General features: G+C 68.1%; 29 protein-coding genes. 8 read left to right on the top strand and 21 right to left on the bottom strand.

All coding sequences use genetic code 11. From position 1 onward, the window contains the following. Window positions 1-57 precede the first annotated feature (57 nt). From dtd to thiD, 4 genes are all read right to left on the bottom strand, one after another. Complete coding sequence (gene dtd, locus RI841_RS02970) at window positions 58-495, bottom strand: D-aminoacyl-tRNA deacylase (protein ID WP_310704094.1); 438 nt, start codon at window positions 493-495, stop codon at window positions 58-60. 56 nt (window positions 496-551) lie between these two features. After that, entirely contained in the window at window positions 552-1,115 is a 564-nt protein-coding gene (locus RI841_RS02965; RefSeq protein WP_310704093.1) for a chalcone isomerase family protein, read from the bottom strand. Between the two features lie 80 nt (window positions 1,116-1,195). Then, the gene (locus RI841_RS02960; protein WP_310704092.1) at window positions 1,196-2,041 is read right to left on the bottom strand and encodes a universal stress protein; all 846 of its coding nucleotides are present in this window, start codon (window positions 2,039-2,041) and stop codon (window positions 1,196-1,198) included. Window positions 2,042-2,124: 83 nt separating this feature from the next. After that, window positions 2,125-2,937, bottom strand: a complete 813-nt coding sequence (gene thiD / locus RI841_RS02955) for a bifunctional hydroxymethylpyrimidine kinase/phosphomethylpyrimidine kinase (protein ID WP_310704096.1) — start codon at window positions 2,935-2,937, stop codon at window positions 2,125-2,127. 63 nt (window positions 2,938-3,000) lie between these two features. Here thiD and RI841_RS02950 point away from each other — a divergent pair, with 63 nt between their 5' ends. Beyond that, complete coding sequence (locus RI841_RS02950; protein WP_310704091.1) at window positions 3,001-3,432, top strand: YqaA family protein; 432 nt, start codon at window positions 3,001-3,003, stop codon at window positions 3,430-3,432. A 78-nt stretch (window positions 3,433-3,510) separates the two neighbouring features. Here RI841_RS02950 and RI841_RS02945 read toward each other — a convergent pair whose 3' ends face one another. The 6 genes from RI841_RS02945 to RI841_RS02920 form a co-directional block, all read right to left on the bottom strand. Next, entirely contained in the window at window positions 3,511-4,617 is a 1,107-nt protein-coding gene (locus RI841_RS02945; RefSeq protein ID WP_310704090.1) for a TRAP transporter substrate-binding protein, read from the bottom strand. Window positions 4,618-4,779: 162 nt separating this feature from the next. Continuing rightward, complete coding sequence (locus tag RI841_RS02940) at window positions 4,780-6,183, bottom strand: TRAP transporter large permease subunit (protein WP_310704089.1); 1,404 nt, start codon at window positions 6,181-6,183, stop codon at window positions 4,780-4,782. After that, window positions 6,183-6,743: a TRAP transporter small permease subunit gene (locus RI841_RS02935; protein ID WP_310704088.1), complete on the bottom strand. Its 561-nt coding sequence runs from the start codon at window positions 6,741-6,743 to the stop codon at window positions 6,183-6,185. The genes RI841_RS02940 and RI841_RS02935 overlap by 1 nt, the downstream gene beginning before the upstream one ends. Window positions 6,744-6,857: 114 nt before the next feature. Continuing rightward, complete coding sequence (locus tag RI841_RS02930; protein ID WP_310704087.1) at window positions 6,858-7,685, bottom strand: endonuclease/exonuclease/phosphatase family protein; 828 nt, start codon at window positions 7,683-7,685, stop codon at window positions 6,858-6,860. A 1-nt stretch (window position 7,686) separates the two neighbouring features. Then, complete coding sequence (locus tag RI841_RS02925) at window positions 7,687-8,319, bottom strand: thiol:disulfide interchange protein DsbA/DsbL (RefSeq protein ID WP_310704086.1); 633 nt, start codon at window positions 8,317-8,319, stop codon at window positions 7,687-7,689. Between the two features lie 145 nt (window positions 8,320-8,464). Further along, on the bottom strand, window positions 8,465-9,085 hold the full coding sequence (locus tag RI841_RS02920; protein ID WP_310704085.1) for a c-type cytochrome: 621 nt from the start codon (window positions 9,083-9,085) through the stop codon (window positions 8,465-8,467). Window positions 9,086-9,328: 243 nt separating this feature from the next. Between RI841_RS02920 and yihA the strand changes: the two genes are divergently transcribed. After that, entirely contained in the window at window positions 9,329-9,946 is a 618-nt protein-coding gene (gene yihA, locus RI841_RS02915; RefSeq protein WP_310704084.1) for a ribosome biogenesis GTP-binding protein YihA/YsxC, read from the top strand. A 28-nt stretch (window positions 9,947-9,974) separates the two neighbouring features. On the opposite strand, the gene RI841_RS02910 is transcribed toward yihA, so the two are convergent. The 7 genes from RI841_RS02910 to argH are packed head-to-tail and all read right to left on the bottom strand — an operon-like array spanning window position 9,975 to window position 16,109. Next, window positions 9,975-10,718 carry an HAD family hydrolase gene (locus RI841_RS02910; RefSeq protein ID WP_310704083.1) on the bottom strand — a complete coding sequence of 248 codons (744 nt, stop codon included), beginning with the start codon at window positions 10,716-10,718 and terminating at the stop codon, window positions 9,975-9,977. Further along, window positions 10,715-11,632, bottom strand: coding sequence for a tyrosine recombinase XerC (locus tag RI841_RS02905; protein ID WP_310704082.1), 918 nt, complete (start codon window positions 11,630-11,632; stop codon window positions 10,715-10,717). Before RI841_RS02905 ends, RI841_RS02910 begins: the two co-directional genes overlap by 4 nt. Continuing rightward, window positions 11,629-12,345: a DUF484 family protein gene (locus tag RI841_RS02900; RefSeq protein ID WP_310704081.1), complete on the bottom strand. Its 717-nt coding sequence runs from the start codon at window positions 12,343-12,345 to the stop codon at window positions 11,629-11,631. The genes RI841_RS02905 and RI841_RS02900 overlap by 4 nt, the downstream gene beginning before the upstream one ends. 29 nt (window positions 12,346-12,374) lie before the next feature. Next, on the bottom strand, window positions 12,375-13,208 hold the full coding sequence (dapF, locus tag RI841_RS02895) for a diaminopimelate epimerase (protein WP_310704080.1): 834 nt from the start codon (window positions 13,206-13,208) through the stop codon (window positions 12,375-12,377). After that, window positions 13,208-14,488 (bottom strand): diaminopimelate decarboxylase, encoded by a 1,281-nt coding sequence (gene lysA, locus RI841_RS02890; RefSeq protein ID WP_310704079.1) that lies wholly within the window; start codon window positions 14,486-14,488, stop codon window positions 13,208-13,210. Before lysA ends, dapF begins: the two co-directional genes overlap by 1 nt. Window positions 14,489-14,490: 2 nt before the next feature. Then, entirely contained in the window at window positions 14,491-14,691 is a 201-nt protein-coding gene (locus RI841_RS02885; RefSeq protein WP_310704078.1) for an LPS translocon maturation chaperone LptM, read from the bottom strand. Further along, window positions 14,691-16,109, bottom strand: coding sequence for an argininosuccinate lyase (gene argH / locus RI841_RS02880; RefSeq protein ID WP_310704077.1), 1,419 nt, complete (start codon window positions 16,107-16,109; stop codon window positions 14,691-14,693). Before argH ends, RI841_RS02885 begins: the two co-directional genes overlap by 1 nt. Before the next feature lie 262 nt (window positions 16,110-16,371). Here argH and hemC point away from each other — a divergent pair, with 262 nt between their 5' ends. From hemC to RI841_RS02860, 4 genes are read left to right on the top strand one after another with little or no spacing between them, the layout of a single operon-like run. Further along, window positions 16,372-17,313: a hydroxymethylbilane synthase gene (hemC, locus tag RI841_RS02875; protein ID WP_310704076.1), complete on the top strand. Its 942-nt coding sequence runs from the start codon at window positions 16,372-16,374 to the stop codon at window positions 17,311-17,313. After that, the gene (locus RI841_RS02870) at window positions 17,313-18,107 is read left to right on the top strand and encodes a uroporphyrinogen-III synthase (RefSeq protein WP_310704075.1); all 795 of its coding nucleotides are present in this window, start codon (window positions 17,313-17,315) and stop codon (window positions 18,105-18,107) included. Before hemC ends, RI841_RS02870 begins: the two co-directional genes overlap by 1 nt. A gap of 6 nt (window positions 18,108-18,113) precedes the next feature. Beyond that, entirely contained in the window at window positions 18,114-19,643 is a 1,530-nt protein-coding gene (locus RI841_RS02865) for a uroporphyrinogen-III C-methyltransferase (RefSeq protein ID WP_310704074.1), read from the top strand. Then, window positions 19,640-20,887 (top strand): heme biosynthesis HemY N-terminal domain-containing protein, encoded by a 1,248-nt coding sequence (locus RI841_RS02860; RefSeq protein WP_310704073.1) that lies wholly within the window; start codon window positions 19,640-19,642, stop codon window positions 20,885-20,887. The genes RI841_RS02865 and RI841_RS02860 overlap by 4 nt, the downstream gene beginning before the upstream one ends. Window positions 20,888-21,075: 188 nt before the next feature. Here RI841_RS02860 and ybiO read toward each other — a convergent pair whose 3' ends face one another. Further along, window positions 21,076-23,403, bottom strand: a complete 2,328-nt coding sequence (ybiO, locus tag RI841_RS02855; protein WP_405000906.1) for a mechanosensitive channel protein — start codon at window positions 23,401-23,403, stop codon at window positions 21,076-21,078. A gap of 297 nt (window positions 23,404-23,700) precedes the next feature. Here ybiO and RI841_RS02850 point away from each other — a divergent pair, with 297 nt between their 5' ends. Beyond that, window positions 23,701-24,090 (top strand): CrcB family protein, encoded by a 390-nt coding sequence (locus tag RI841_RS02850; RefSeq protein ID WP_310704072.1) that lies wholly within the window; start codon window positions 23,701-23,703, stop codon window positions 24,088-24,090. Beyond that, window positions 24,087-24,479: a CrcB family protein gene (locus tag RI841_RS02845; RefSeq protein ID WP_310704071.1), complete on the top strand. Its 393-nt coding sequence runs from the start codon at window positions 24,087-24,089 to the stop codon at window positions 24,477-24,479. Before RI841_RS02850 ends, RI841_RS02845 begins: the two co-directional genes overlap by 4 nt. A gap of 5 nt (window positions 24,480-24,484) precedes the next feature. Here the strand turns inward: RI841_RS02845 and pgi are convergent, their stop codons facing one another. The 3 genes from pgi to RI841_RS02830 all read right to left on the bottom strand — a co-directional run. Beyond that, window positions 24,485-26,110, bottom strand: coding sequence for a glucose-6-phosphate isomerase (pgi, locus tag RI841_RS02840; protein ID WP_310704070.1), 1,626 nt, complete (start codon window positions 26,108-26,110; stop codon window positions 24,485-24,487). 56 nt (window positions 26,111-26,166) lie between these two features. After that, complete coding sequence (locus RI841_RS02835; RefSeq protein ID WP_310704069.1) at window positions 26,167-26,643, bottom strand: methylglyoxal synthase; 477 nt, start codon at window positions 26,641-26,643, stop codon at window positions 26,167-26,169. Further along, window positions 26,636-26,834, bottom strand: a 199-nt coding sequence (locus tag RI841_RS02830; RefSeq protein WP_310704068.1) for a pyruvate kinase alpha/beta domain-containing protein, incomplete at its 5' end; no start/stop codon positions are given. The genes RI841_RS02830 and RI841_RS02835, both read right to left, overlap by 8 nt.

Below are 26,834 nucleotides of genomic sequence, written 5' to 3'. Positions count from 1 at the left end.
TTACGGCTTACGGCTTACGGCTTACGGCTTACGGCTTACGGCTTACGGCTTACGGGGTTAGCTTTCGAGCAGGAAGGTCACCGGGCCGTCGTTGACCAGCGAGACTTGCATGTCGGCGGCGAATTCGCCGCTGGCGACCTTCGGCCAGGCCGCCTCGGCGCGCTTCAGCAGATAGTGGTAGAGGCGGTCGCCCTCGGCGGGTGGTGCAGCGCTGGAGAAGCTGGGCCTCAGCCCCTTGCGGGTGTCGGCGGCCAGGGTGAACTGGGAGACCAGTAGCAGGCCGCCCTCGGCTTGCTGCAGGTTACAGTTCATCTTGCCCGCCGCGTCGGGGAACACCCGATAGTGCAGCAGCTTGTGCAGCAGCCGGTCGGCCGCCGCCTCGTCGTCGCCCTTCTCGACCCCCACCAGGGCCAGCAGCCCGATGCCGATGGCGCCTACCTCGCGATTGTCCACCTCTACACTGGCACGTTTCACGCGCTGGATCAGGGCCTTCATCAGGCGGGGTCTCCTTGGCTGCCGTCTCGGGCCACCAACTCTAGCATGTCGCCGTCTCAGCGCCCCAGCAGGTCGTCGCGGAACGCCTCGCTCAATGGGGCCTCGCCCAGCCAGATGCCGAAGAGGGCATTGGCCAGCGCCGGGTCATCGCCTGTGTAAAGGGGCTCGCCGTTCAGTGCCAGGGTCAGACAGTCACCGTCCCAGCCCAAGGCGTAGCGGTCGCCGGGGGCGACGTCCCGATAGCGCTTGTTGAACGCCTCCAGCGGTGACGCCAGCTCGGCATAGCTGGCGTCGTCGAGGGCCTTGCGCACGCTCTCGCTTGTTGCCTCGGCGAACTCCTCGGCCTCGATAGCGTGGAAATACTCGAGCTCCAGGCGGCGTGGCACCTCGGACTGGGGGGCCGGGCGCGGAAAGCCTTGTGCCTGGTAGTAGGCGCCGGCATAGCCGTCCCAGATCATGTAGCGGAAGAGACCATGGCCGATCCGTTCGTGGCGGCGGTCATTGGCCTCGAAGGCGGCGGGAAAGCGCGCGCCCTTGATCTTCACCGTCTCGGCCGCCGCCGTGATGGCGACCGCTAGGGCCGCCAGCAGGAGTGCGCTTCGGTGGATGGGCAGGGACATGGCGAACCTCTCACGACGGAGGATTGCCTCGTACAGACAGCATTCATTCGCAAAGGTTCTGTATAGCTATTGGGTGCTCCCTACCAGGCGCGGCAGAGCATGATGTCGCAGTGGGGTTCGGAGAGCAGTCGCTCGGTGATCTGGCTGTGCCGGCCCAGCTGGCCGCGGCTACCCAGGGCGAGCAGGTCCGGTGGCTGGCGGCGCAGGCGAGTCATCAGGACCTCAAGGGGGTCGCCCTGTTCCAGCACCAGTTCGAGCTCCGGGACGTCGTCGAGCTCGCTCATCAACTGCTCGGTCTCACGCTCGAGCTGAGTGCGCAAGCGCTCCACCTCGCGGTCGCGCCAACGGGCGTAGTCGCTGTCGGAGCCCAGCTCCCGCTCGCCGGGGATGTCCCAGGCATGGAGCAGGGTCAGCCGGGCGTCGGGGAAGCGTTTGAGGGTCTCGCGGAGGGTATGCCGCGAGGTCAGCGAGAAGTCCACCGGCACCAGGATGTCCTGCCACTCCTGGGTGGCCAGGTGGCTGACCGAGAGTACCGGGCAGGGAGCGCTGCGCAGCACCCGGGCGAGGGTGGTGCCGGCGACCAGGTCGGGCTGGCCGCGCTTGCGATGGGCGCCGAGGATGATCATGTCCGCCTCGCGTTCATGGGCCTCGCGGATGATCTCGGCATAGGGGGCACCGGCCATGGTCTGGATAAGGCACGGTGGCTCGGACAGGGCATAGTCCTCGCGGATGTCGACGAGGGTGGCGCGGATGTCCTCCACCACGGCTGCCTCAAGGTCATGCAAAACCCGTCGCGGCAGGTAGGGGTCGAGCACATGGATGACATCGAGTCGGGCGCCGCTCTCCACCGCCAGGCGTATGGCACGGGCGAAAGCGGCCCGGTTCTCGGCGGAGAGGTCGCTGGCGAACAGCAGGGTCTGGCTCATGATGACTCCCTCCCGGGAAGGTTGATCCCTACGGCACAGCCTTCAGCATGGGCGGCAGGGGGGGAGGGCGCAAGGCAGTCTGCCTACCAGACGGCGTGGAAATGGTGCACCGGGCCGTGGCCCTGACCTACGTCAAGTCGGTGGCTCTCCTCGAGTCCCTGCGACAGCCAGGCCTTGGCGGTGGCCACCGCATCGTAGGGGGCGTCGCCAAGGGCCAGGCGGGCGGTGATCGCCGAGGAGAGAGTGCACCCGGTGCCATGCAGGTTGCCGGTCGCAACGCGTCTCCCTTCTAGCCAGTACAGGGCGTCACCGCTGATCAGCAGATCGGGGCAGCCCTCGCCACGCAGATGGCCACCCTTGAGCAGCACGGCGCCGGCCCCGAGGGCCCTCAGGTCGGGGGCCAGCGCCTCCATGCCGGCGCGGTCCTCCGGTACCGGGCAGCCCAGCAGCACCGCGGCCTCCGGCAGGTTGGGGGTGATGAGGTCGGCCAGGGGCACCAGGCACTCGCGCACCGCCGCGATGCCGGCATCGTTGACCAGGATGTCGCCACTCTTGGCCACCATCACCGGGTCGAGCACGATCCAGCCCGGCCGCTGGGTGGCCAGGGCCTCGCGGATCACCTCGGCCACTTCGCGGCTGGCCACCATGCCGATCTTCACGGCGTCGATGTCGACGTCAGCGAGCAGCGTCTCGAGTTGGGCGGCAATGAACGCCACCGGTACCGGGTGAACCCCGGTGACGCCGCGGGTGTTCTGGGCAGTCAGGGCGGTTATCACGCTGGTAGCATAGGTCCCCAGGGCCGAGAAGGTCTTGAGATCGGCCTGGATGCCGGCGCCGCCACTGGGGTCGGAGCCGGCTATGGTCAGGGTGTTGGGTATGGAGCGGGAGGCGGCCATCAGCATCACGTCATTGCGGTCAAAGGGAACCACCAGCGTACTTCAGGGAGTGGGGGCGGTGCCATGCTGACCCTGTTCCTGGTGGCGTTGGCCAGTGCCACCCTGCTGCCTGGTGGCTCCGAGGTGTGGCTGGCCCGGCTGTGGTGTACCGGCGAGCCGGCCATGCTGCTCTGGGCGGTGGCCAGTCTCGGCAATATCCTGGGCAGCCTGGTGAATGTGGCACTGGGACGCTATGCGCGACACTACCAGGGACGTCGCTGGTTCCCGGTGTCCCGTCGTGGGCTGGAGCGGGCCGAGCGCTGGTACCTTCGCGTCGGGGAGTGGAGCCTGCTGGCCTCCTGGGCGCCGGTGGTCGGTGACCCGCTCACCGTGCTGGCCGGTATCCTGCGGCTGCCGTGGTGGCGCGCCATTCTGCTGATCACCTTGGCCAAGACGGCGCGCTATGCCCTGGTGCTGTGGCTGGCGGAGGCCTGGCTAGCGCCGTTGTGCCGCTGATCGCTAGGCCGTGGATGACCGTGTCGTAACGCAGAGGGGCCGCCCGAAGGCGGCCCCTGCGCTGGCAAGGCAACGGCCTCAGTTGCCGGTGCTCTCGTCCGGGTTGCGGGCGTTGTAGTAGGCCTGCTCGGAGATGGTGTGGTAGTTGACCACCTTGTCCTGGAAGGCCCGGTAGGAGTCGTGGATCTTCTGGGCCATCTCGCTGTCTTCGGCGAGTTCGGCGACCACGTCGGCGGAGTGCTCCTTGGCCTGGGCGAGGACGTCGTCCGGCAGGCGGCGCAGTTCCACCCCGTGCTCGTTGACCAGGGTCTCCAGGGCGTCGTTGTTGCGGGCGGTGTACTCGTCCAGCACATCGGCATTGATGTCGCGCACTGCGGTGCGCAGGATCGCCTGTAGGTCGGCGGGCAGCGAGGCATAGGCCTCCTCGTTGATGATCGCCTCGAACATCACGGTCGGCTCGTGCCAGCCCGGGTAGTAGTAGTAGTCGGCGGCCTGGTGCAGGCCGAAGGCCAGGTCGTTGTAGGGGCCGATCCACTCGGTGGCGTCGATGGCGCCGGACTGCAGCGAGGTGAAGATCTCGCCGCCGGGCATGTTGACGATGGCCACGCCCATGCGCTCCATCACCTCGCCGCCCAGGCCCGGCATCCGCATCTTCAGTCCGTCCAGGTCGTCGACGGAGTTGATCTCCTTGTTGTACCAGCCGCCCATCTGCACGCCGGAAGCGCCGGCGACCAGCACGTCGACGCCGAAGTCGTCGTAGAGCTCATTCCACAGCTCAAGGCCGCCGCCGTAATGCAGCCAGGCGTTCATCTCCTGGGCATTCATGCCGAAGGGTACGGCGGCGAAGAACTGGGCGGCCGGGGCCTTGCCCTTCCAGTAGTAGGAGGCGGAATGGCCGAGCTCCGCGGTGCCCTCGGAGACGGCGTCGAATACCTCGAAGCCCGGCACCAGCTGGCCGGCACCGAAGACCTCGATGGTCAGACGGCCGTCGGACATCTCCTCGACGATTTTCGCCAGGCGCTCGGGGCCCTGGCCGACGCCCGGGAAGTTCTTCGGCCAGGAGGTGACCATCTTCCACTCGAAAGTTTCCTGGGCCTGGGCCGTGTTGTCGATGCTGGAGACCAGCATCAGGCCCGAGGCGGCCCCGCTCATGGCCACGGCGACGGCGAGTGATCTGAGTTTCATGTGCTTTCCCTCTGAGTATTGTGCGTGTTGTCGTGGAAAGCCCTTGCGAGGGCTGACGTGTGTCCGTTGGCCACAGGGGCCAACCGGGTGGCACCGCAGACGGTGCCGAAAAACGGCCTGTTCGGGCATCGCCGGCCCGCGGGGGCCGGGATCACCGGCCGGTCAGAACTGATCCGGCAGCCAGGTGGCCAGTTCCGGGAACCAGGCCAGGGCCAGCAGCATGCCCAACTGCAGCACGATGAACGGGATCACCCCCTTGTAGATCGCCGAGGTGGGCACCGAGTCCGGGGCCACGCCGCGTAGGTAGAATAGCGCGAAGCCGAAGGGTGGCGTCAAAAAGGAGGTCTGCAGGTTGATGGCGATCATGATGCCCAGCCAGATGGGGTCGAGCCCCATCGCCAGCAGGATCGGCCCGACGATGGGTACCACCACGAAGGTGATCTCGATGAAGTCGAGGATGAAGCCGAGCAGGAAGATCACCAGCATCACGATAAGGGTGGCGCCCACCACGCCGCCGGGCATGTTCTCGAACAGGTCGGTGACCAGCTCCTCGCCGCCATAGGCGCGGAACACCAGCGAGAAGAGCGCGGCACCGATGAGGATCATGAACACCATGGTGGTGACATGGGTTGTCGATCGCAGCACCTCCTTGAGGGTCTGGATGTTCAGGCGTCGATAGGCCAGAGCCAGGATCATTGCACCGAAGGCACCGACGCTCGCGGCCTCGGTGGGCGTGGCGAAGCCGCCGAGGATCGAGCCCAGCACGGCAATGATCAGCAAGATGGGCGGGACCAGCCCCTTGAGCAACAGGAGTCCTAGCCCTCCTTTATGACCCAGCTCGTCCATCAGTTCCTTGCGGTCGGCGGGTGGGGCGGATTGCGGCCTGAGCCAGGCGACCCCGGAGACATAGGCGATGTAGAGCAATACCAGGATCAGCCCCGGCACCAGGGCGCCCATGAACAGATCGCCCACCGAGACCGTCTTGGGGCTGAAGATACCCATGGAGAGCTGGGCCTGCTGGTAGGCGGAGGAGAGCACGTCGCCTAGCAGCACCAGGGCGATGGAGGGCGGGATGATCTGTCCCAGGGTGCCGGTGGCACAGATGGTGCCGGTGGCCAGCGGCATGCTGTAGCCGCGCTTGAGCATGGTCGGCAGCGACATCAGGCCCATGGTCACCACGGTGGCGCCGACGATGCCGGTAGAGGCGGCCAGCAGCATCCCCACCAGGGTCACCGAGATGCCCAGGCCCCCGCGCAGTGAGCCGAACAGTAGCGCCATGGCATCGAGCAGGTTCTCGGCGACCTTGGACTTCTCCAGCAGCACCCCCATCAGCACGAACAGCGGTACCGCCAGCAGCGTCTGGTTGGTCATGATGCCGTAGAGGCGGTTGGGGAAGGCGCCCAGGTAGCCGCCGTCGAAGTGGGCATCGATCCCCAGGGCCTCGAGGCCCAGCCCCAAGCCGGCGAAGGCCAGGGCGGTGCCGGCCAGCGACAGGGCGACGGGATAGCCGGCCATCAGCACCAGGCAGATGACCAGGAAGAGCACCAGGGGCATGAACTCCAGCATCAGAGGCGCTCCTCGGCGTGGTCGTGGCCATGGGCGGGGGGATCCATACGCCCGGAGAGCACCAGGAAGTGGCGGCTCGCCTCCACCAGGCCCTGGAGGAGCATCAGACCGGCGAACAGCGGAATCAGCGTCTTGAGCAGGAAGACGCCGGGGATGCCGCCAGTATCGGGGGAGCTCTCGAGGATGCGCCACGACTTGCTCACATAGCCGGTGCTCGACAGGATCACGAAGACCATCACCGGCAGCAGCAGGAAGAGGGTGCCGCAGAGGTCGACCAGCGCCTTGCGCTTCGGCGTCATGGCACGGTAGAAGATATCCACACGCACATGGCCGTCATGCTTGAGGGACCAGGCTGCGGCCAGCATGAACACTATAGCGTGCATGTACATCACTGACTCCTGCATAGGGATGCTGTTGAAACTGAAGACGTAGCGCAGCACCACGATCAGGAACTGGATGAGCATCATTGGCAGGACAAGCCAGGAGAGACTCCTGCCGAGCCATTCAGAGGCACGGTCGAGCCAGGCAAAGACGCCTGGCAGCTCGCGGGATTGGGCCATGGGTGTGGGTCTCGTTGTCTGGTCTTCTCGTCTAGTAAAGAAATATTATCGCATACCGGCGCGCCGGCAGCAGCCACTCCGGCCAACGTTGACTACACGATGTCCGAGCGGCAGTTAGCGCTGACGTCGCTGCCCGGTCTCAGCCTGGATGACGGCCAGGCAGGCTTCGGGCAGTCGCACATCGACCGCGATGGGCAGGTGATCGGAGAAGAGATGGTCGAGCACCCGTACCTCGTCCGCCCGGAGGGAGTCCGACAGCAGGATATGGTCCAGGGCCCGGCGTGGCTGCCAGGAAGGGTAGCTGAGCGGGGGGCGGACCGGATGCAGTGGCAGCGAGGCACAGAAGCGCTCGTGCCCGTGGAGCTGTTCCGGGGTGCAGTTGAGGTCCCCCATCACCACTACATGGCGCAGCGGTTGGATGATCTCGCTGAGGTAGTCGAGCTGTCGCACCCGGCCACGGTGGCTCAGTGCGAGATGGGCGACGAACAGGTGCAGGGCATCGGGGCCCTCGCCGTAGCGGGCATGGATGGCGCCGCGGCCGGGCAGGGTGCCGGGCAGGCGATACTCCTCGATGCGGGTCGGGGGCAGTCGCGACAGCAGCCCGTTGCTGTGCTGGGCAATGCGGCCCAGGTTGCGGTTGAGCTGCTGGAAGTGGTGGGGAAAGCCGGCATGGCTAGCCAGATACGCCACCTGATTGACCTGGCTCGAGCGGAAACTCCCGCCGTCGGCCTCCTGGAGGCCGACGATGTCGAAGCGGCCGAGCACCTCGCCGATCATGTCCAGACGCCGCAGCCGATTCGGGTGGGGCAGCAGGTGCTGCCAGCTGCGTGTCAGGTAGTGGTGGTAGGCCGAGGTCTGGATGCCCACCTGCAGGTTGAAGGTGAGCAGCTTCAGGTGGCCGCCCTTGAGCAGCGGCGTCCTTGCGTCGGCCAGGTGGGACATCTCAGTCTGCACGCTCCTCGCGGACCCGTTCGACCAGGGCGCCGGCCACCTGCGGCATGTTATCGAGGCTGCCGGCCGAGCTCGGCGTGACCAGGAAACGGCCATCGACGATCAGCGCCGGCACGCCCATCAGCTGCATCTGGCGCATGCGAGCATGGGCCTGGTTCACCTTGCCCTTGACGCCGAAGGAGCTCAGCGCCTGCCGGGCCTCCTCCTCGCTGACACCGTAGTCGCTGAAGAACTCGGCGATGGCATCGGGCTTGGTCAGGCTGCGTCCCTCTTCGTGGATGGCGTGGAAGAAGTCGTCATGCAGGTCGTCGAGGATCCCCAATTGCTGGGCCGCATAGAAGGCGAACGCATGCTTGTTCCAGGCACCACCCATGGTGGCCGGCATGCGCTGGAAGGCGACATCCTCGGGCTGCTCGGCGACCCAGGCGTTGAGCGGTGCCTCCAGGTTGTAGCAGTGGGGGCAGCCGTACCAGAAGGCCTCGGTCACCGCGATGCGCTCCTCCTCGACCTGAGTCTCCAGCGGGTTGTCGAGTACCTCGTAGTGCTCGCCCTCGACAAGGGACTGGGCAGTGGCCAGGCCAGGCAGGGCGAGGCTGGCGAGGACGAGAATCAGCGGCTTGAGCATGGGGTTCTCCTTGAATGAATCGTGATCCCGGTGCCGGCGGTCGGCACAATGCTTTGAGTCTTGCTCGAGGACGGGGTTCCCCGGAGACGCCGAGGGCGGCCAACGGCCGCCCTCGGCGTGCAGCGCACCGTGCGTCAGGTCGGCTTCAGTGCAGGCCCAACACGTAGTTGGCCACGGCTTCCATGTCGCCATCGCTCATCTTGCTGGCGATGTCGCGCATGATGGCGGCCGGGTCGTTGGCCCGCTCGCCGGAAGCGAAGGCCTGCAGAGTGGAAACCACGTAGTCGCTCTTCTGGCCGGAGAGGGCCGGGTAGACGGCACTGCCGATGCCCCCGCCGGTGGGCGTGTGGCAGGCGGCACAGGCGGGTATGCCCTTGGCCATATCGCCGGCGCGGTAGAGCTCGCGGCCACGCTCGATCAGCGCCTCGTCGGCGTCGGCCTGGCCCAGGGCGGGATCCATGTCGGCAAAGTAGACCGCCACGTCCCAGGCGTCCTGGTCGGAGAAGTCATCCACCTGACCGGCCATCTGGGGAACTTCCCGGCGCCCGTCGCGGATATCCATGATCTGCTTTGCCAGGTAGGAGGCCTGCTGGCCGGCCTGGTTGGGGAAGGCGCCGGACGGGCTGATACCCTGCTGGCCGTGACAGGCGGCACAGGCCTGCGCCTTTTCCTTGCCCGCCGCTGCATCGGCATCCGCTTGAAGGTCTGCATGGGCTACGCCGACGGCGCCCACGGTGATTGCCAGGCTTGCCAGTAGCTTTCTCATCGCTGTTCCACTATCCCGTTACGTTGTTGGCCGGTACGTTCCCCGGGTGCCGCCCGATCCTCGAATCCGGGTGCCCTCTGGCCGATCGTCGCCGACACCCTCTGGTCGGTCGCTGACGGCCGGAGCACGATGGTATACTGGCGCGCCCCGGGTCGCAGACAAAGACACCGTATTATAACGGAACACCCGAGCCGCGGGAATGCAAGCCGTGGGGCCCTTGATCAACGTCAGGATTTTTTCGCCATGTCGCGACTCAACTATCAGGCCTCCCGTTTCCTCACCAGCGCCCCGACCCTGGCCAGGTGCCCGCCGGACGACGGCGCCGAGGTGGCCTTCGCCGGCCGCTCCAATGCCGGCAAGTCCAGTGCCATCAATGCTCTGACGCGGCAGAAGGCGCTGGCCCGCACCTCCAAGACGCCGGGACGCACCCAGCTGATTAACTTCTTCACGCTGGGCGAGGACACCGGCCACCGGCTGGTCGATCTGCCGGGCTATGGCTATGCCAAGGTGCCCGAGCAGGTCAAGCTGGAGTGGCAGCGCCATCTTTCCGACTACCTGCGGCGCCGCAGCTCTCTGCGTGGGTTGGTGCTGGTGATGGACGTGCGCCATCCGTTGACCGAATTCGACCAGACCCTGCTCGGCTGGGCCGACGAGGCAGACATGCCGGTGCACATCCTTCTGACCAAGGCCGACAAGCTCAAGAGTGGTGCGGCGAAAAGCGCCCTGCAGCAGGTGCGCTCGCAACTGCGGGAATGGGAGGACCTGGTCAGTATCCAGCTCTTCTCCGCCTTGAAGAAGCAGGGCATCGAGGAGGTGCACGAACGCCTCGACCAGTGGCTGCTTGCTCCCGAGCAGAGTTGAGTTGCGGTCGGCTCAAGCCGGCTAGTGGCTAGCCGGAACGTTCCAGGTGCCGAATCAAGGCCGGCAGCTCGCGCACGTGCTCCAGGCGGTAGACCCCCGCGGGAAGCTCGCCGGCATGGGGCGTGTCGCCGGCAATCCAGGCCGCTCGCATGCCCAGGCGCTGGGCCGGCAGCACATCCTCCTGCCAGGAATCCCCCACATGCAGCGCCCGGGAGGGTGGAGTGGCGAGCCGTGCCAGGGCGGCGAGAAAGGGGCGGGCGTCCGGCTTGGGTGCCTGGATCTCGCCGGCGGCGATGGTCACCCGGAAGTGGCAATGCAGCGCCAGGCGATGCACCGCCAGGTTGCCGTTGGTGATGGCCCCCAGCCGGTAGCGGCCGCCGAGCTCGGCGAGCAGCGGCCCGACTTCGGGATGAGGCGAGACCTCGAGGCGCAGGGCGTGGAAGCGGGCCATGGTCGCGGCAGCCCACAGCCAGGCGGCACTTCGCGGCAGCCCGAACGCCTCCAGTAGCTCGATGAGGGCGCGTTCGCGCAGCCAGCTGAAGTCACCGCGACGCAGCGGATGTCGCTCGGCGAGCCGGCGACGACCGCTCTGGTAGGCCGCCAGGGGAAAGCGCTCGGCGAAGCGACCGAGGTGCGTTTCGCCACGGTGGGCCAGCCAGTCGCCCAAAGCCTCGTCGAGCCAGGCGTAGTGGCCATTCTCGGTGCGCTGCATCACATTTCGGTTGTCCCACAGGGTGTCGTCGAGGTCGAAAGTGATCGCCTGCAGGGTCATGACGGCTCTCCCGAGTCATCGGAGCGGCGCCGTGCCCGGGGGTGGGCCGCATCGTAGCTCGCCGCCAGGTGCTGCCAGTCGAGTCGGGTGTAGACCTGGGTGGTGGCGAGGTCCGCATGGCCCAGAAGCTCCTGTACGGCCCGCAGGTCCTGGCTCGACTCCAGCAGGTGGCTGGCGAAGGAGTGGCGCAGTCGGTGCGGATGGAGGTGCTCGGCCAGCCCCCTGGTCCTGGCCAGTTCGGCCAGCCGCTTCTGGATGGCGCGATGGCCCAGCCGGGCCCCGCGTATCCCGACGAACAGCGCCGGTGTGTCGCGGTTGGCCAGCTGGCCGCGGACACCCCGCCAGGCCTCCAGGGCCTGGCGGGCCCGGCGGCCCACCGGCACCTGGCGGGGCTTGCCCCCCTTGCCCAGTACTCGCACCCGCTGGGGCTGGAGGTCCTCGAGGTCCAGCGCCGCCAGCTCGGCCAGGCGCAGGCCGCTCGAATAGAAGAGCTCCAGCATCGCCTGATCGCGCCGGGACAGGGGCGAATCGTCATGGGGGGTATCGAGGAAGCGGGCCAGCTGGTCCACGTCCAGCGGATGCGGCAGGTGCTGGGGCTGGCGCGGCGCCCGTACCAGGGGCACTGGGTTGTGGCGGAGGCGCCCGGCCTCCACCAGGTGCCGGGCGAAGCGCGAGATGGCCGCCCGCCGTCGGGCCAGGCTGCGCGGGGCCTGCCCCCGGATGCGCTCACTGCCCAGGAAGCGGCGCAGCAGGGCGGCATCCAGTCGGGACCAGTCATCGATGGCTTCAGACTCGAGAAAGGCCATCAGGGCCGCCAGGTCATGCCGGTAGGCGCCCACCGTGGCCGGGCTGGCGGTGCGGGCCAGCCCGGCCAGGAAGGCCTCCACCTCGCGGTCCAGCACGCGCTCGGTCACGAAGAGGCCGGAGCCAGGCGTACCAGCAGCCGCGCCACCACCTCGCCCACGTACTCGGTGAACACGGTATCCATGCTGGCGCGGAAGTGGTCGGGGTCGGAGCTCGCCAGCACTAGGTAGCCCAGCGGCTCGCCCAGGGTCAGTCGCGACAGGGCACAGGAGCCGGCCTTGTCGGGTGCCGGCACATGGGGAAGCAGGCGCTTCCAGTCGGTCGGCGTTAGCCTTGTGCAGCGGCTGGTACGTCCGTCGAGCAGGGCGGCCAGGCGCTGGCCGGCATGGTCGTCGAGGACCTGGCGCGGGGCCTGGGGCGGCCGGGGCTCGGCATCGGTCAGGCTGGCCGGACACCACAGCGCCACCGCGGGGGTGTGGAAGCGCTCGGCGAGCTGAGTCGCCAGCGCCTGGCCCAGGGTGTCGTTATCCTCGGCCTCGAGCAGCGCCAGCACCAGCTCGCGAGTGCGGCGATACTGGCCCTCGTTGTGGCGAGCCGATTCCAGCAGCTGTTCCAGGCGCCATTCGGCCTGTTCCGCACGGGAGCGCAGGTCATGAACCAGCCGCTCGAGCAGCGAGGTGGCGCCGCGGGCCTCGGGGTGCGGGACCTTGAGCTGCTGCAGCAAGCCCTCGCGACCGACGAAGAAGTCCGGGTGACAGGCCAGCCACTGTGCCACCCGGTCGGGGTCGAGGGTCTTGCGCGGGTCGGGGGCGGCTCGGCTCATGGGAACTTCTCCTCTGGTGGCAGGGCGACTCAGTTCAGAACGACGCGGCCGTCGAAGACGCGCTCGGCGGGACCGGTCATGAACAGGGGAGCGTCGTCGCCGGCCCATTCGATGCGCAGGTCGCCGCCGCGCAGGTGAACGGTCACCGGGCTTTCCAGCAGCCCCTGGCGTATGCCGCTGGCTACCGCGGCACAGGCGCCGGTGCCGCAGGCCAGGGTCTCCCCGCTGCCGCGTTCATATACCCGCAGGCGGATCTCGTGGGTCGTCACCACCTGCATGAAGCCCACGTTGACCCGCCGAGGGAAGCGCGGATGGACCTCGAGTGCCGGTCCCAGTCGTTCGACGGGGGCCGTGTCGATGTCGTCGACGCGCAGCACCGCATGGGGATTGCCCACCGAGACCACGCCGACCTCGAGGCGCTCGCCGTCCACCTCCAGCGCGTGTAGCACGCGGTCCTCGGTGGCCTCGAAGGGTAACGTCTCGGGTGCGAAGCGCGGCACCCCCATGTCGACCCGGACCCGACCGTCGTCCTCGATCACCAGGGTCAGCGGGCCGCCGGCGGTCTCGACATGAATCTCGCGCTTGTGGGTCAGGCGCTGGTCGCGCACGAAGCGGGCGAAGCAGCGGGCGCCGTTGCCGCAGTTCTCCACCTCGCTGCCATCGGCGTTGTAGATCCGGTAGCGGAAGTCCATCTCGGGGGCCCGCGGCGGTTCGACGACCAGCAACTGGTCGAAGCCGATACCGAAGCGCCGGTCGGCCAGCTGGCGGATCTGGTCGTCGGTCAGGCGTGCCCGCTGGGTGACCATGTCGACCACCATAAAGTCGTTGCCCAGCCCCTGCATCTTGGTGAAGTGCAGCAGCATCAGTGCGGTTCCCCTTCATCGCCGGGCAGCAGCGACTCGCCTGCCCAGAGCTCTTCCAGGCGCTCGCGGCGGCGCACCAGATGGGCCGTCTCGCCGTCGACCATGACCTCGGCGGGGCGCGGACGGCTGTTGTAGTTCGAGGCCATCGCGAAGCCGTAGGCGCCGGCGGAGCGCACCGCCAGCAGGTCGCCGGCGGCGATGGCGAGCTCACGGTCCTTGCCCAGGAAGTCGCCAGTCTCGCAGACCGGACCGACCACGTCATAGGTGGCAGCGTCGCGCGGCCTGCGGGCGTCCACGGCGAGGATCGCCTGCCAGGCTTGGTAGAGCGAGGGGCGGATCAGGTCGTTCATGCCGGCATCGACGATGGCGAAGTTCTTCGTCTCGCCGGGCTTGAGGTACTCGACCCGGGTCAGCAGCACCCCGGCATTGGCGGCGATGGAGCGGCCCGGCTCGAAGAGCAGGGTCATGCGCTCGCTGCCCGGCCACTTCGACAGCCGCTCGAGCAGGGCGGTGGCGTAGTCGAAGGGCGCCGGCGGGTGCTCGTCGCGGTAGGGCACACCGAGGCCGCCACCAAGATCCAGGTGCGCCACTTCGATGCCGCGTTCGCGCAGGCGTTCGAGCAGCAGCAGCAGCCGCTCCAGGGCATCGAGAAAGGGCGAGAGTTCGGTGAGCTGGGAGCCGATATGGCAGTCCAGGCCGGTGACCTTCAAGTTGGGAAGGTCGGCGGCCAGCTCGTAGGCGGCCAGCGCCTCGTTCACCGGGATGCCGAACTTGTTGTCCTTGAGCCCGGTGGAGATGTAGGGGTGCGTGCCGGCGTCCACGTCCGGGTTGACCCGCAGCGACACCGGGGCCACCTTGCCGAGTCGCCCGGCCACGGCGTCGAGGCGCTCGAGCTCCGGGCGCGACTCGACGTTGAAGCACTTGATGCCCACCTCCAGTGCCCGGACCATCTCGGCCTCCTGCTTGGCGACGCCGGAGAAGACCACCTTGGCCGGGTCGCCGCCGGCGGTCAGGACTCGCTCCAGCTCGCCCACGGAGACGATGTCGAAGCCAGCGCCGAGTCTCGCCAGCAGTCCCAGCACCGCCAGGTTGCTGTTGGCCTTCACCGCATAGCAGATCAGGTGCGGGTGGCTACCCAGCGCCTCGGTATAGGCGCGGAAGTGGCGTGCCAGCGTCGCCCGGGAATAGACGTAGCAGGGGGTGCCGAACTCGTCGGCGATGCGGGTGAGCGGCACGTCCTCGCCATAGAGGACGCCGTCGCGGTATTCGAAATGGTCCATGCCTAGCTCTCGTCGTCTCGGGCAGTGTCGTCGTCCGGCTGGGCCGCGTCCTCGTCAGACGCCTCCTGCTGGCCGGCGGGGTCGTAGCGCTCTGCGGCCGCCTCGTCGCCGGGCAGATAGAGCGGGCCCTTCTGGCCGCAGCCGGTCAGGGCCAGTCCTACGGCCAGTCCCATGGTCAGGATCAGGGGGGCGAGGCGACGCATCAGGCCTGGCCCGTCAGGGTCGCCAGGGCGTCACGCGCCCGCTGGGCCGCGGCACGCACCTGGTCCGGGGCGGTGCCGCCGATATGGTTGCGGGCGGCCACCGAGCCCTCCAGGGTCAGCACCTCGAAGACGTCTTCCTCGATGGTGTCGGAAAACTGGCGGAGCTCCTCGAGGCTCATCTCGGAGAGGTCCTTCTGCTCCCGGAGGCCGTAGGCCACGGACTGCCCGACGATCTCGTGGGCATCGCGGAAGGCCACGCCCTTGCGCACCAGGTAGTCGGCGAGGTCGGTGGCGGTGGAGAAACCGCGGCGGGCGGCCTCGGCCATGCTGGATGGCACCGCCTCGATGGCGGGGACCATGTCGGCGAAGGCGCGCAGGCAGCCCTTGACAGTATCCAGGCTGTCGAACAACGGCTCCTTGTCCTCCTGGTTGTCCTTGTTGTAGGCCAGCGGCTGGGACTTCATCAGGGTCAGCAGGCCCATCAGGTGGCCATAGACCCGGCCTGTCTTGCCGCGCACCAGTTCCGGCACGTCGGGATTCTTCTTCTGTGGCATGATCGAGGAGCCGGTGCAGAAGCGGTCGGGCAGGTCGATGAAGGCGAACTGGGCGCTGGTCCACAGCACCAGCTCCTCGCTCATGCGCGACAGGTGCATCAGCAGGATGCTGGCGAAGGCCGTGAACTCGATGGCGAAGTCGCGATCGCTCACCGCATCGAGGCTGTTCTCGGCGGGGCGCTCGAAGCCCAGCAGCTCAGCGGTGACATGGCGGTCGATGGGATAGGTAGTGCCGGCCAGCGCCGCGGCACCGAGCGGCATCACATTGACCCGCCGGCGGCAGTCGAGCAGGCGCTCGTGGTCGCGGGCGAGCATTTCCTGCCAGGCCAGCAGGTGGTGGCCGAAGGTGACCGGCTGGGCGGTCTGCAGGTGGGTGAAGCCCGGCATGATGGTGTCGGCCTCCTGGCCGGCCAGCGTGATCAGGCCCTCGCGCAGCCGGGCCAGCTCGGTGCCGACCACGTCGATCTCGTCGCGCAGGAAGAGGCGGATGTCGGTGGCCACCTGGTCGTTGCGCGAGCGGCCGGTATGCAGCTTCTTGCCGGTGATGCCGATCTTGTCGGTGAGCCGCGCCTCGATGTTCATGTGCACGTCTTCCAGGGTGACCGACCAGGCGAACTCGCCGCGCTCGATCTCGCCACGGATCTCGCCGAGGCCCTCGATGATGGCGTCGCGCTCCTCGTCGGTCAGCACCCCGACCCGGGCCAGCATGGTGGCATGGGCGATGGAGCCCTGGATATCGTGGAGGGCAAGGCGCTGGTCGAAGTCGACCGAGGCGGTGAAACGTTCGACGAAGGCGTCAGTGGGCTCGCTGAAACGGCCGCCCCAGGACTGGTTGGTGCCGGGGTTGGGTGAACTCGGGCTCATCGGGCTGGGCATCCTGCTAGATGATTGCGGTGGGTGACGGCCGGTGGGCCGGCCGCAGCGCCGCCGGAGCGGTGCTGCCTTGACATGGCGGAAAGTGTACCAGAGTCCGTGAGGCTGGCGAGGGGCGGCAGCGTAAGGTCGCCGCGGGACGACGCGATTTTTCCTGCCCCGCGCGGTGCTTTATGATGAGGGATATCCATGTCATCACCGGGCGCCGGCACGACGCGCGCCAACGGCAGGCAACCCGGTACGGGAGAACCACGTGCAAGCCATCAATACCCTGCGTATCGCCACCCGCAAGAGTCAACTGGCCATGTGGCAGGCCGAGCATGTCCGCGACCGACTCATGGCCGCCCATCCCGGCCTGAAGGTGGAACTGGTGGCCATGTCCACCCGCGGCGACAAGATCCTCGACACGCCGCTGGCCAAGGTCGGCGGGAAGGGGCTCTTCGTCAAGGAGCTGGAGGAGGCGATGCTCGATGGCCGCGCCGACATCGCTGTGCACTCCATGAAGGACGTGCCCATGCACTTTCCCGAGAGCCTGGGGCTCTCGGTGATCCTCGAGGGCGCCGAACCCACCGATGCCTTCATTTCCAATCACTACGCCTCCCTCGACGAGCTGCCCCAGGGCGCGCGCATTGGCACCTCGAGCCTGCGCCGCGGTCTGCAAATGCGCGAGGCACGCCCCGACCTCGAGGTGCTGAGCCTGCGCGGCAACGTCCAGACCCGCCTGGGCAAGCTGGATGCCGGCGAGTTCGACGCCATCCTGTTGGCGACCTCCGGCCTCCGGCGGCTGGGGCTCGACGACCGCATCACCATGGAGTTGCCCCCCGAGATATGCCTGCCGGCCTGTGGCCAGGGCGCATTGGGCATCGAGTGCCGCCTGCATGACCCCGAGCTGCTTTCACTGCTCACCCCGCTGGACGATGCGGCCACCGCGACCCGGGTGCGCGCCGAGCGTGCCATGAACACTCGCCTGGAGGGAGGCTGCCAAGTGCCAATCGGCGGTCATGCGATCTTCGAGGATGACGGCCAGACCCTGTGGCTACGTGCCCTGGTGGGCAACCCGGAAGGGACCCGGGTGCTGCGTGCCGAGGGGCGTGGCTCCATGCATGAGCCGGAGGCCCTGGGGATTCGCGTCGCCGAGGAGCTGCTCGACCAAGGCGCCGGCGAGATCCTCGCCGAGGTCTACGGCGCCGGCTGATGGCGGATCTGCCGGTACTGATCTCCCGGCCGGGCGAGCGGGCTGGACCGCTGGCCGCGGCCATCGAGGCCCGGGGCCTTACCGTCTCGCGCCTGGACGTCATGCACCTCGAGACGCTGCCGGAGGCTCCGGCGACGCGGACTGCCTGGCTGGACATCGACCACTTCCACAAGGTGGTGGTGGTGAGCCCCTTCGCGGCCGAGTGCCTGATCGAGGCGCTGGATCGTTACTGGCCGCAGCTGCCGGTGGGCATCGACTTCTATGCCGTGGGAGCCTCCACCGCCGCCCTGCTGCACCGGCGCCTGGGGGTGCGGGTCCATGTGCCTTCGCCCTCGGCCGGCGAGGACACCAGCGAGGCGCTGCTGCGGCTCGCCTCGCTGCAGGCCCTGGGGAAACGGCGTGTGCTGCTGGTGGCCGGTGAGGGGGGGCGCCCCCTGATCGCCGATACCCTGGCGGCACGCGGTGCCCGGGTGACTCGCCTGGCGCTCTATCGCCGTCGCCTCCTCGACCCCGATCCCGTCATGCAGGCACGGCTCGCTGCCGGCGATTACCGTGCGCTGGTGGTCAGCAGCGGAGAAATCCTCGAACATCTGGCAAGATGGTGTACAGACGCCGCCTTGAACCAACCGCTAATCGTTTCCAGTGCCCGGTTGGCTACACTGGCCGGCAGGCTGGGGTTTCGTTTTCCCGTCGTGGCGTCGGGTGCCACGCCTGCCGCACTGGCGGTTGCGGTCGCCAGGACCAGCGTCCCGGAGGAGGCCGATGTCGATCATGATGATCTCGAAAAGGGCTAGCGACAGATGAGCAAGCAACCACACGATCAGGACGAACAGCAGGCGCCCTCCGGCGCGGAATCGGCGAGCTCGGGGCGCGAGGCCGGCAAGCCGGCCGCTTCCGGCCGGCGTCGGTCGCGTCGCTACGACAAGGCCGCTGATAAGCAGGGTGCCGGTGCGACCCAGAGCAAGCAGGACGCCGCGCAGACGCCTGCAGGCGGCGAGGCCGGCGCCGGGAAGGCGTCTTCCAGCGCCGCCGACACGTCCGCCAGACGTTCGGAGCAGGGCGAGAAGCCGGCAAGCGGCGGTGACAAGAGCACCGCAGAAAAGTCCGCGGCAGAAAAACCCGCCGCGAGCCAGGCGGACAGCGCCAGCTCGGCGGGCCCGAAGGGGGGTTCCGCCAAGTCCGACACCTCGGCCAAGGCCGGGAAGACAGCTGGCAGCGCCGGTCCAGCTGCCCCGGCGGGTGGCGGTGCGTCCGCTGCCACGCCCGGGCGCTCCGGTGGTGATGGCGGCAAGGGCGGCGGCAAGGCCGGGATCCTCGCCCTGGTGCTGGTGATCCTGCTCGCCGCAGGCGTGGTCCTGTTCGGCTGGCAGGCCTGGCAGAAGCTCGATGCACAGCAGCAGCGCCTGGCCTCGCTGCCCGGCGACGTGGCCAGTCAGTCGGACCTCGGCGACCTGCGGGGGCGGCTGGAGAGCGCGGAGAGCGAGCGTGACGCGGCCCTCGACTCGGCCCTCTCCGCCCTGCGCGGCGAGTTCGCCGACTATCGCGGCAGCGTCGACGAGACCCTGGACAAGGTGCTCGACGAGCTCTCCCGCGAGCAGGATACCGACGAGCGCGACTGGCTGCATGCCGAGGCCGCCTACCTGCTGCGCCTGGCCAACCAGCGCCTGCAGCTGGAGCGCGATGTCGAGGGCGCCGCCGCCCTGCTGCGCACCGCCGACGCGCGGCTGCGCGAGGCCGACAACCCCGCCCTGGTACCGGTGCGCCGTGAGATCGCCTCCGAGCTGGCCGAGCTGGACTCGGTGCCGCGGGTCGACCGTACCGGGCTCTACCTGACGCTCAACGCCCAGCAGAAGCAGCTCGCCGGCCAGCCGCTGGCCCAGGAGATCGAGGAGATCACCGCCGACGCCGCCGCCCTCGAGGAGGCCCCCACGGGTGGCTGGCAGGAGCAGCTGGCGCGCTTCGGGGGGGAACTCAAGGAGCTGGTCACCGTGCGCCAGCACGACCAGGCCCTGGAGGCGCTGATCTCGCCGGAGCAGGAGTCCTACCTGCGCCAGAGCGTGCGCCTGGTGCTTGAGCAGTCCCAGCTGGCGCTGCTCAAGGAGGAGCAGGCGCTCTATGAGGCCAGCCTCGACAAGGCCCTGGCACTGATCCGCGGCTACTACGACACTCAGGCCAGCGGCGTGCAGTCGGTGATCGAGCGTCTCGAGGAGCTCAAGCAGCGGAGCATCCGCCCGGAACTTCCCGACATCAGCGGCTCCCAGCAGGCGCTGGCGACCTTCATCGAGCGGCGCTTCGAGGGCCGTGACGACGGCCAGGGAGATGACGCATGAGAAAGCTGATCCTGATCGTGGTCCTGGGCCTGGCGCTCGGGGCGCTGTTCGGCCAGCTGATGATGTCGGTGCCGGGCTATTGGCTGGTGCGAGTGGGCGACACCTCCGTCCAGACCTCCTTCTGGTTTGGCCTGGTCCTGCTGCTGGCCACCTTCATTGTGCTGCACTTCGCCCTGCGGCTGCTGATGCGCCTGACACGCCCGGTGAGTCGCTTCAAGGTGTGGAACAGTCGCGCGCGTAACCGCAATGCCATGAAGCGCACCGTGCGTGGCCTGGTGGCCCTGGCCGAGGGACGTTGGAAGAAGGCCGAGAAATCGCTGGTCAAGGCGGCCGACGACTCCAGTACACCACTGGTCAATTATCTCTCGGCGGCCCTGGCGGCTCACTACCAGGGGCGCTACGAGCAGGCCGACACCCTGCTCAAGCGGGCCCACCTGAGCACCGAGGGCGCCGACACGGCGGTGGGCATGATGCAGGCCCAACTGATGCTGGACCGCCAGCAGTATGAGGAGGCGCTGGCGATCCTCACCCGCCTGGACCGTCACCTGCCGAACCACCCCCAGGTGCTCAAGCAGCTCAAGCAGGCCTATCTCAGCGTCAGCGACTGGGATGGACTGCGTCGCCTGATGCCCCGGCTGGGTGCCCAGCAGCTGATCTCTCGCGAGGAGCGCGAACAGCTCGAACAGCGAGCCTATCGTGAGCTGATTGGCCAGGAAGCGCGCGACCCCGGCGATATCGAGCGGGTCCGCAACCTCTGGGCCGATATGCCCGACCACCTTCGCACCAACACCGACCTGATCGTGCTCTACGCCGAGGCGCTGGTGCGGGGGAACGAGGAGGGCATCGCCGAGCGGCTGCTGCGCCACTCGCTCAAGGAGCACTGGGATACCCGCCTGGTGCTGCGCTATGGCCTGCTCGACGTGGACGCCTCCCGGCAGCTGGTGGTGGCCGAGAAGTGGCTGCAGGAGCGCCCCAACGATCCGGATCTGCTGCTGACTCTGGGGCGCCTGTCGCTGCGCAACGCTTACTGGGGCAAGGCTCAGGAGTACTTCGAGGCGAGCCAGCGCCAGCGGTCCAGCGGAGTGGTCTGTGCCGAGCTGGCGCGGCTCTATGCCAACCTGGGCGAGCATCAGAAGAGCCAGCTCTTCTACCGGCAGAGCGTCGAACTGCTCGACAAGTCGCTGCCATCCTTGCCCCAGCCGAGCGAGGAGCCCCGCGAGGCGAAGAAGGGCAAGACGGCCTGACCGGTCCGCCGCCGGACCGGTCAGTGATCCACTCTCCAGGGGGCGCCTTCGGGCGTCCCTTTTACTGCCTGGTCGTCCGGTATCCCCTTCTTGGCGGCCCTCTCTGTCACCCGCTTCTCGCCCGAAACATCAGCGGGGCTGCCGAGAGGCGGCCCCGCTGTTCGTTCAGGAGAGGGAGAGAGGGGACGTCAGGGCTCGTCGACCTCGCCTCCCGTAGGATTGCGGTGTTCGGGGGCGGCGATCTCCTGGATGCCCTGATCGGGATCCTCCTGTTGGGGCGAGTCCGCCCTGCGCTGCCGTGCCTTGGACTCCAGTACCCGCACATTGGCGGCCGGTGAGCGGCCCTCCTTGTCCTCGCCGAAGTAGAGCGTGGTGTGCGGGAAGGGAATCTCGATGCCGGCCTCGTCGAAGCGCAGCTTGACCAGGCGGTTGTAGGCGCGGCCCACGGCCCACTGGTCGCCGGGCGTGGTCTTGATGACCACCCGGATGTTCACCGAGCTGTCGGCCAGCGCCACGACGCCGGCAACGGTGAGCGGCTCCAGCAGCTTGTGGCCGTGCTCCTCGCTGGCCTGGAGGTCCTCGAAGGCCAGCTTGAGCTGCTCGATGGCCTCGTCGATGCTCTCGCGGTAGGCGATGCCGTACTCGCCGACATGGTTGCCGAACTCGCGCATGTAGTTGGAGACGGTGTCCACGCTGGAGAAGGGCACGATGTGGTAGGTGCCGGAGAGGTCACGGATGCCCACCGAGCGGATGCTGAGCTTCTCGGCGGTACCGGTGATGCCGCCCACCGTGACCACGTCGCCGGTGTTCATGGCATTCTCCACCTGGATGAAGATGCCGGTGATGATGTCCTGCACCAGCTTCTGGGCGCCGAAGCCGATGGCCAGGCCCAGCACACCGGCACCGGCGATCAGCGGGCCGATGTTGATGCCGATCTCGGCCAGCACGATCATCGCGGTCATGGTGATCAGGGCGATGGCCAGGGCGTTGCGGAACAGCGCCAGCAGGGTCTGGGCCCGGGCCGAGGGCACGCCGCCGCCGGTCTCGGGGTTGAGCTTGTGCTCGATCAGGCTGGCCAGCCCCAGCCAGGCGGCCACGGCGATCACCAGGATCACCGACACGCTGATCACCTTGCCGACCAGACCGCGGCCCGCCTCGGAGGCATACCAGGTCGCCAGGTCGAAGGCGCCCCAGGCGTTCAGCACCACCAGGAACACCGTGATCAGGATCAGGGTACGGATCACCCGCAGGGCATTGGGGACATAGCTGTTGAGCCGCGGCTCGAGCAGCGGCAGCTTGCGGCGCAGGTCATCGCTCAAGCGGATGCGCCGGCCGATGGTCTGGGTCAGCAGGCGCGAGACCAGCAGGCCCACCACCACCGCGGCGATGGTCTTGAGGGTGGCGAAGAGCACGAAGGGCAGGGCATCCGCCGGCCGGGTCAGCACCAGCACCAGCACCATCACGAAGTAGGCCAGCGCGAACAGGTGCCAGGTGTGGGCGAACAGCTGCAGCGAGACCCGGCTGGCCGCCATGGTGGCGTTGTCGGCCTTGTGGTTGAGGGCGTCACGCAGGCGGACCCGGTTGCGCAGCACCACGGCGACCGCATAGATGAAGGCGCCGATCATGATCAGGGTGCCGATGCTCTGGCCCAGGGTCGGCGACAGGTAGACGTTGACCAGCGGCACCACCACCATCAGGCCATAGCCCACCAGCCCGATCAGGCGGGCGATCCAGCCATTCCAGTAGGAGGCGTCCTCGGCATTCACCGGCAGCAGGCGCAGCCCCTCGTAGCGCGACGAGAAGAGCATGCGCACGGCCGCCTTGAGCAGCTCGATCACCAGGAAGGCGTTGAGGAACAGCGAGGCGCGGGTGGAGAGTTCGCCGGTCTCGCCCACCGCGAAGGTGGCAACCAGGTTGCCCCCCACGTAGGCCAGGGCCACCACCGCCACGTCGATCACGGCCGCCAGGGCCACGCAGAGGACCAGGCGCAGCACCGGGGTCAACCCCTGGCCGTTGAGCGACCACTGGCTGATGCGCGTGAACAACGGCCGGGCGAGCCGGCGGATGGCAACGAACAGCACGAAGGTCGCCAGTATCACCAGGCCCAGATTGATGGCGGCGCTGGTGAAGGCGGCCGTGTCGAAGCGGCTGGTCGCATCGGCACGGCCGGTGAACAGCCCACCGAGTACTTCCACCAGGCTGGTGAACTGGGTACCGACATCGCCGACGATGCGGCTGGTGGCTTCGGCCAGCTGCCTGGGCAGCGAGGGCTCGGCAACAGCGGCGCGCTCCCCGGCACCCGCCGATTCGGAGGCGGCGACGTCACCGGCCATGCCGCGCAGCTGGTCGATCAGCTGCTGGCGTGACTGCTCGTTCTCGAGCAGGTCGGCCAGGGTGGAGTAGGCCGGCGGCTCGCTGCCGGCATCGGCCTGCTGGGCCTGGGCCGGGGCGGCGAATGCCAACAGGGCAATCAGCAGCCAGCCGAGGGTGGCAGGAAGGGCTCGCATTGGGTTCACGCAGTGACCTCCGTCTCTTGGCGTGTTGGCGATGTGGTGTCGGGGTTGCGCTCGCGTATCAGCATGATACGGACTTTGTCACACGGCGCCATGCCCCGGGACCGACATAACATCTTCATGTACATAAATTGTACATCATGGCGATTATGTGCCAATATTGCTTTCAGCAGCGACCCGAGGGTTACTGCCCCCTGCAAGGCAAGCATGCGATACTCTTGGCCACTCTCACCGGGTGGCCTTTTTTTTGGCGCTTGTCGCCATCCTCCCGGGACCTTTCTCGCAACGCCTGGAGAGCGGATGAGCATCGACCCGCTGGTGCTGCTGGCCGTGGCCGGTGGCGGGGGGCTGGGCGGCATGGCGCGCCTGGCGGTGGGCAATCTCGTCGCCCGTTACCTGGGGGCCGGCCTTCCCTGGGGAACCCTGGTGGTCAACCTGAGCGGCTCCCTGCTGATGGGCCTCGCGGCCGGGGGGCTGGGTCTGCCCGGCTCCGAGGCGGGGCTGGCCTGGTCGCTGCTGGCCATCGGCCTGCTGGGGGGCTATACCACCGTCTCCTCCTTCAGCCTGCAGACCCTGACGCTATGGCAGCAGCGTCGCGAGGCCGCGGCCCTGGGCTATGTCGCCCTCACCCTGGGAATGGGGGGGGCGGCCCTGCTGGCCGGGGTCTGGCTGGCGGGAGCGCTGGCATGATCGCCTGGCGTGCCTATGCTGCCCTGGGGCTGGGCAGTGCCCTGGGGTCCACGCTGCGCTACCTGGTCTCGCTGGCGCTGGCGGGGCCGGCCTTCCCCTGGGCCACCCTGGCGGTGAACGGCCTCGGTTCCTGGCTGATCGCCGGCTTCGCGGCCTATGCCGCCCGCCGCGCCCACGGTCAGGTGGCGCGCTGGCAGCCCTTCCTGGTGGGCGGCTTCTGCGGTGGCTTCACCACCTTCTCGCTATTTGGCCTGGAAACCCTGGCCCTGATGCAACAGGGCCGCCAGCTGGCGGCCCTGGGCCATGTGGCGGTCAGCCTCGTGGTATGGCTGGGCGCCGCCTGGGCGGGGTATCGTGCCGGGCAGCGCCTGGCGCTCGCCCGGGGCTGAGGGGCCTAGCCCTTGGGGTTGCCCTTGGGCGCCGGCTCGCCGCTGCGGGGGAAGTGATCGCGCACCAGCGCCAGCAGGCCCTGGGTGGAGGCATCGAAGTCCTGGCTGTGGGCGTCGATGCGTTCGCTGATCTCGCCGGCGATGCGCTTGCCCAGCTGTACCCCCCACTGGTCGAAGGAGTTGATGTTCCAGATCACCCCCTGGACGAACACCTTGTGCTCGTAGAGCGCGATCAGCGCACCGAGGTTCCTGGGCGTCAGCTCGTCGAGCAGCAGCACGCTGGAGGGGCGGTTGCCCGGGCAGCTGTAGGGGTCGAGCCGGCTGCCGGTCTGGCTGCCCTCCATGAAGGCGTTGGCCTGGGCCAGCATGTTGGTGAGCAGCGCGAAGTGGTGCTCCTCCATGCCCGGCTCGGGCTTGAGCGAGGCGATGAAGTCGATGGGCACGTAGCGGGTGCCCTGGTGGAGCAGCTGGAAGAAGGCGTGCTGGCCGTTGGAGCCGGTCTGGCCCCAGACGATCGGCCCGGTCTTGTAGTCCACCGGGTGGCCGAAGATGTCCACCGACTTGCCGTTGGACTCCATGTCGAGCTGCTGCAGGAAGGCCGGCAGCTGATGCAGCGCCTGGTCGTAGGGCACGATGGCCTGGGTCTCGGCGCCCTGGAAGTTGATGTGCCAGATGCCGATCAGCGCCATCAGCACCGGCATGTTCTCGGCGAAGGGTGCGGCGAGGAAGTGCTGGTCCATCTCGTAGGCCCCCTCGAGCAGTTCCATGAACCCCTCGAAGCCGATGGAGAGCGCGATGGGCAGGCCGATGGAGGACCACATCGAGTAGCGCCCGCCGACCCAGGCCCAGAACTCGAAGACGTTCTCCTCGCGGATGCCGAAGGCCATGGCCGCCGCCTTGTTGGTGGAGGCGGCGATGAAGTGCGCCCCCACGTCGGCCTCCGGGCCGGCGTTGTCCAGGAACCAGCGGCGAGCGGTATGGGCGTTGAGCAGCGTCTCCTGGGTGGAGAAGGTCTTGGTGGAGACGATGAACAGGGTGGTGGCCGGGTCGAGGTGGTTGAGCACCTTCTGGATGTGGGCGCCGTCGACGTTGGAGACGAAGTGGAAGTTGAGTGCCGGGTGGCGGTGCTTGAGCAGCGCCCGGCAGGCCATGTTGGGGCCCAGGTCCGAGCCGCCGATGCCGATGTTGACCACATCACGAATGCGCTGGCCATCGTAGCCCGTCCACTCGCCGCTGCGCACCGCCTCGGAGAAGGCACGAATCTGCTCACGGGTGCGCTGGATCTCCGGCATCACGTCAAGGCCGCCGACCATCAGCGGCCTCTCACCGAGATTGCGCAGGGCCGTATGGAGGACGGGCCGGTCCTCGGTGACGTTGATGATGTCGCCGGAGAACATCTGGGCACGGCGCTGGACCAGCGCCGAGTGCTCGGCGAGCTCGATCAGCTTTTCCAGCACCTCGTCGGAGACCGGCTGCTTGGAGTAGTCGAGGAAGAGCCCGCCGACGCGCAGGCTCATCTTCTCGAAGCGCTTCGGGTCGGCAGCGAAGTAGTCGCGGATGCGGTCGTTGGCGGTCTGCTGCTGCAGGCCCTGGAGGGCTTGCCAGGTGACGCTGCGGGTGAGCTGGAACATGGTCGACCTCTTGTGGGTTGGTATGGTTGTCGACGTCTCGGCAGGGCAGGGGGCAATCAGCCGGTACGGGAAGAGACCCAGGCACCGGCATCCGGGATGGTCATCTCGTACGCCTGGCCGAGCCAGGGGGAGCTGATCAGGAAGTCGGCGCTGGCGGGGTTGCAGGCCACCGGGATGTTCCACAGCGTTGCCAGACGCAGCAAGGCCTTGACGTCGGGGTCGTGGGGCTGTGGCGCGAAGGGGTCCCAGAAGAAGATCAGCAGGTCGAGCCGCTGCTCGGCGATGCGCGCACCGATCTGCTGGTCGCCGCCCAGCGGGCCACTCATCAGGCCCTCCACCTCGAGCCCCAGCGTGCGCGAGACGCGCCCCGCCGTGGTGCCGCTGCCGATCAGGCGGTGCTCGGCCAGGGTCTCCCGCCAGCGCCCCGCCCACTCCAGCAGCTCCTCTTTCTTGCCGTCATGGGCGACCAGGGCGATGCGCTTGCGGGCCGGCAGGGTCCGCGTCACGTCGCGCGGTGGGCGGATGTCACTCATGGCCGGCCTCCACGGCGAGGATCTTCAGGGTGTTGGTCCCGCCATGGGCATTCATGTGGTCGCCCCGGGTGAGGATGACGTGGTCGCCGGGTTCGGCGATGCCCTGCTCCACCAGCCGCTGCAGGGCCCGGTCGTTGAGCTCCCGGGCGCTCATCTCGCTGGTGTCGAAGGGCAGCGAGACCACCCCACGG

It is taken from the genome of Halomonas sp. (assembly GCF_031581305.1).
Taxonomy (GTDB): domain Bacteria; phylum Pseudomonadota; class Gammaproteobacteria; order Pseudomonadales; family Halomonadaceae; genus Halomonas.
This window is presented reverse-complemented; position numbering and strand designations above follow the sequence as displayed.

Bases quoted from the DNA above. Each gene is read 5' to 3' on its own strand.
- RI841_RS02860 (WP_310704073.1), top strand. From the start codon at position 19,640: ATGAGAAAGCTGATCCTGATCGTGGTCCTGGGCCTGGCGCTCGGGGCG.
- RI841_RS02900 (WP_310704081.1), bottom strand. From the start codon at position 12,345: ATGAGCCGAGCCGCCCCCGACCCGCGCAAGACCCTCGACCCCGACCGG.
- lysA (WP_310704079.1), bottom strand. From the start codon at position 14,488: ATGGACCATTTCGAATACCGCGACGGCGTCCTCTATGGCGAGGACGTG.
- thiD (WP_310704096.1), bottom strand. From the start codon at position 2,937: ATGGCCGCCTCCCGCTCCATACCCAACACCCTGACCATAGCCGGCTCC.
- RI841_RS02920 (WP_310704085.1), bottom strand. From the start codon at position 9,085: ATGAGAAAGCTACTGGCAAGCCTGGCAATCACCGTGGGCGCCGTCGGC.
- yihA (WP_310704084.1), top strand. From the start codon at position 9,329: ATGTCGCGACTCAACTATCAGGCCTCCCGTTTCCTCACCAGCGCCCCG.
- RI841_RS02865 (WP_310704074.1), top strand. From the start codon at position 18,114: ATGAGCAAGCAACCACACGATCAGGACGAACAGCAGGCGCCCTCCGGC.
- RI841_RS02965 (WP_310704093.1), bottom strand. From the start codon at position 1,115: ATGTCCCTGCCCATCCACCGAAGCGCACTCCTGCTGGCGGCCCTAGCG.
- RI841_RS02885 (WP_310704078.1), bottom strand. From the start codon at position 14,691: ATGCGTCGCCTCGCCCCCCTGATCCTGACCATGGGACTGGCCGTAGGA.
- argH (WP_310704077.1), bottom strand. From the start codon at position 16,109: ATGAGCCCGAGTTCACCCAACCCCGGCACCAACCAGTCCTGGGGCGGC.
- RI841_RS02950 (WP_310704091.1), top strand. From the start codon at position 3,001: ATGCTGACCCTGTTCCTGGTGGCGTTGGCCAGTGCCACCCTGCTGCCT.
- RI841_RS02910 (WP_310704083.1), bottom strand. From the start codon at position 10,718: ATGACCCTGCAGGCGATCACTTTCGACCTCGACGACACCCTGTGGGAC.
- RI841_RS02945 (WP_310704090.1), bottom strand. From the start codon at position 4,617: ATGAAACTCAGATCACTCGCCGTCGCCGTGGCCATGAGCGGGGCCGCC.
- RI841_RS02930 (WP_310704087.1), bottom strand. From the start codon at position 7,685: ATGTCCCACCTGGCCGACGCAAGGACGCCGCTGCTCAAGGGCGGCCAC.
- RI841_RS02925 (WP_310704086.1), bottom strand. From the start codon at position 8,319: ATGCTCAAGCCGCTGATTCTCGTCCTCGCCAGCCTCGCCCTGCCTGGC.
- RI841_RS02960 (WP_310704092.1), bottom strand. From the start codon at position 2,041: ATGAGCCAGACCCTGCTGTTCGCCAGCGACCTCTCCGCCGAGAACCGG.
- dtd (WP_310704094.1), bottom strand. From the start codon at position 495: ATGAAGGCCCTGATCCAGCGCGTGAAACGTGCCAGTGTAGAGGTGGAC.
- pgi (WP_310704070.1), bottom strand. From the start codon at position 26,110: ATGTTCCAGCTCACCCGCAGCGTCACCTGGCAAGCCCTCCAGGGCCTG.
- RI841_RS02940 (WP_310704089.1), bottom strand. From the start codon at position 6,183: ATGCTGGAGTTCATGCCCCTGGTGCTCTTCCTGGTCATCTGCCTGGTG.
- RI841_RS02870 (WP_310704075.1), top strand. From the start codon at position 17,313: ATGGCGGATCTGCCGGTACTGATCTCCCGGCCGGGCGAGCGGGCTGGA.
- RI841_RS02845 (WP_310704071.1), top strand. From the start codon at position 24,087: ATGATCGCCTGGCGTGCCTATGCTGCCCTGGGGCTGGGCAGTGCCCTG.
- dapF (WP_310704080.1), bottom strand. From the start codon at position 13,208: ATGCTGCTGCACTTCACCAAGATGCAGGGGCTGGGCAACGACTTTATG.
- RI841_RS02935 (WP_310704088.1), bottom strand. From the start codon at position 6,743: ATGGCCCAATCCCGCGAGCTGCCAGGCGTCTTTGCCTGGCTCGACCGT.
- RI841_RS02835 (WP_310704069.1), bottom strand. From the start codon at position 26,643: ATGAGTGACATCCGCCCACCGCGCGACGTGACGCGGACCCTGCCGGCC.
- RI841_RS02850 (WP_310704072.1), top strand. From the start codon at position 23,701: ATGAGCATCGACCCGCTGGTGCTGCTGGCCGTGGCCGGTGGCGGGGGG.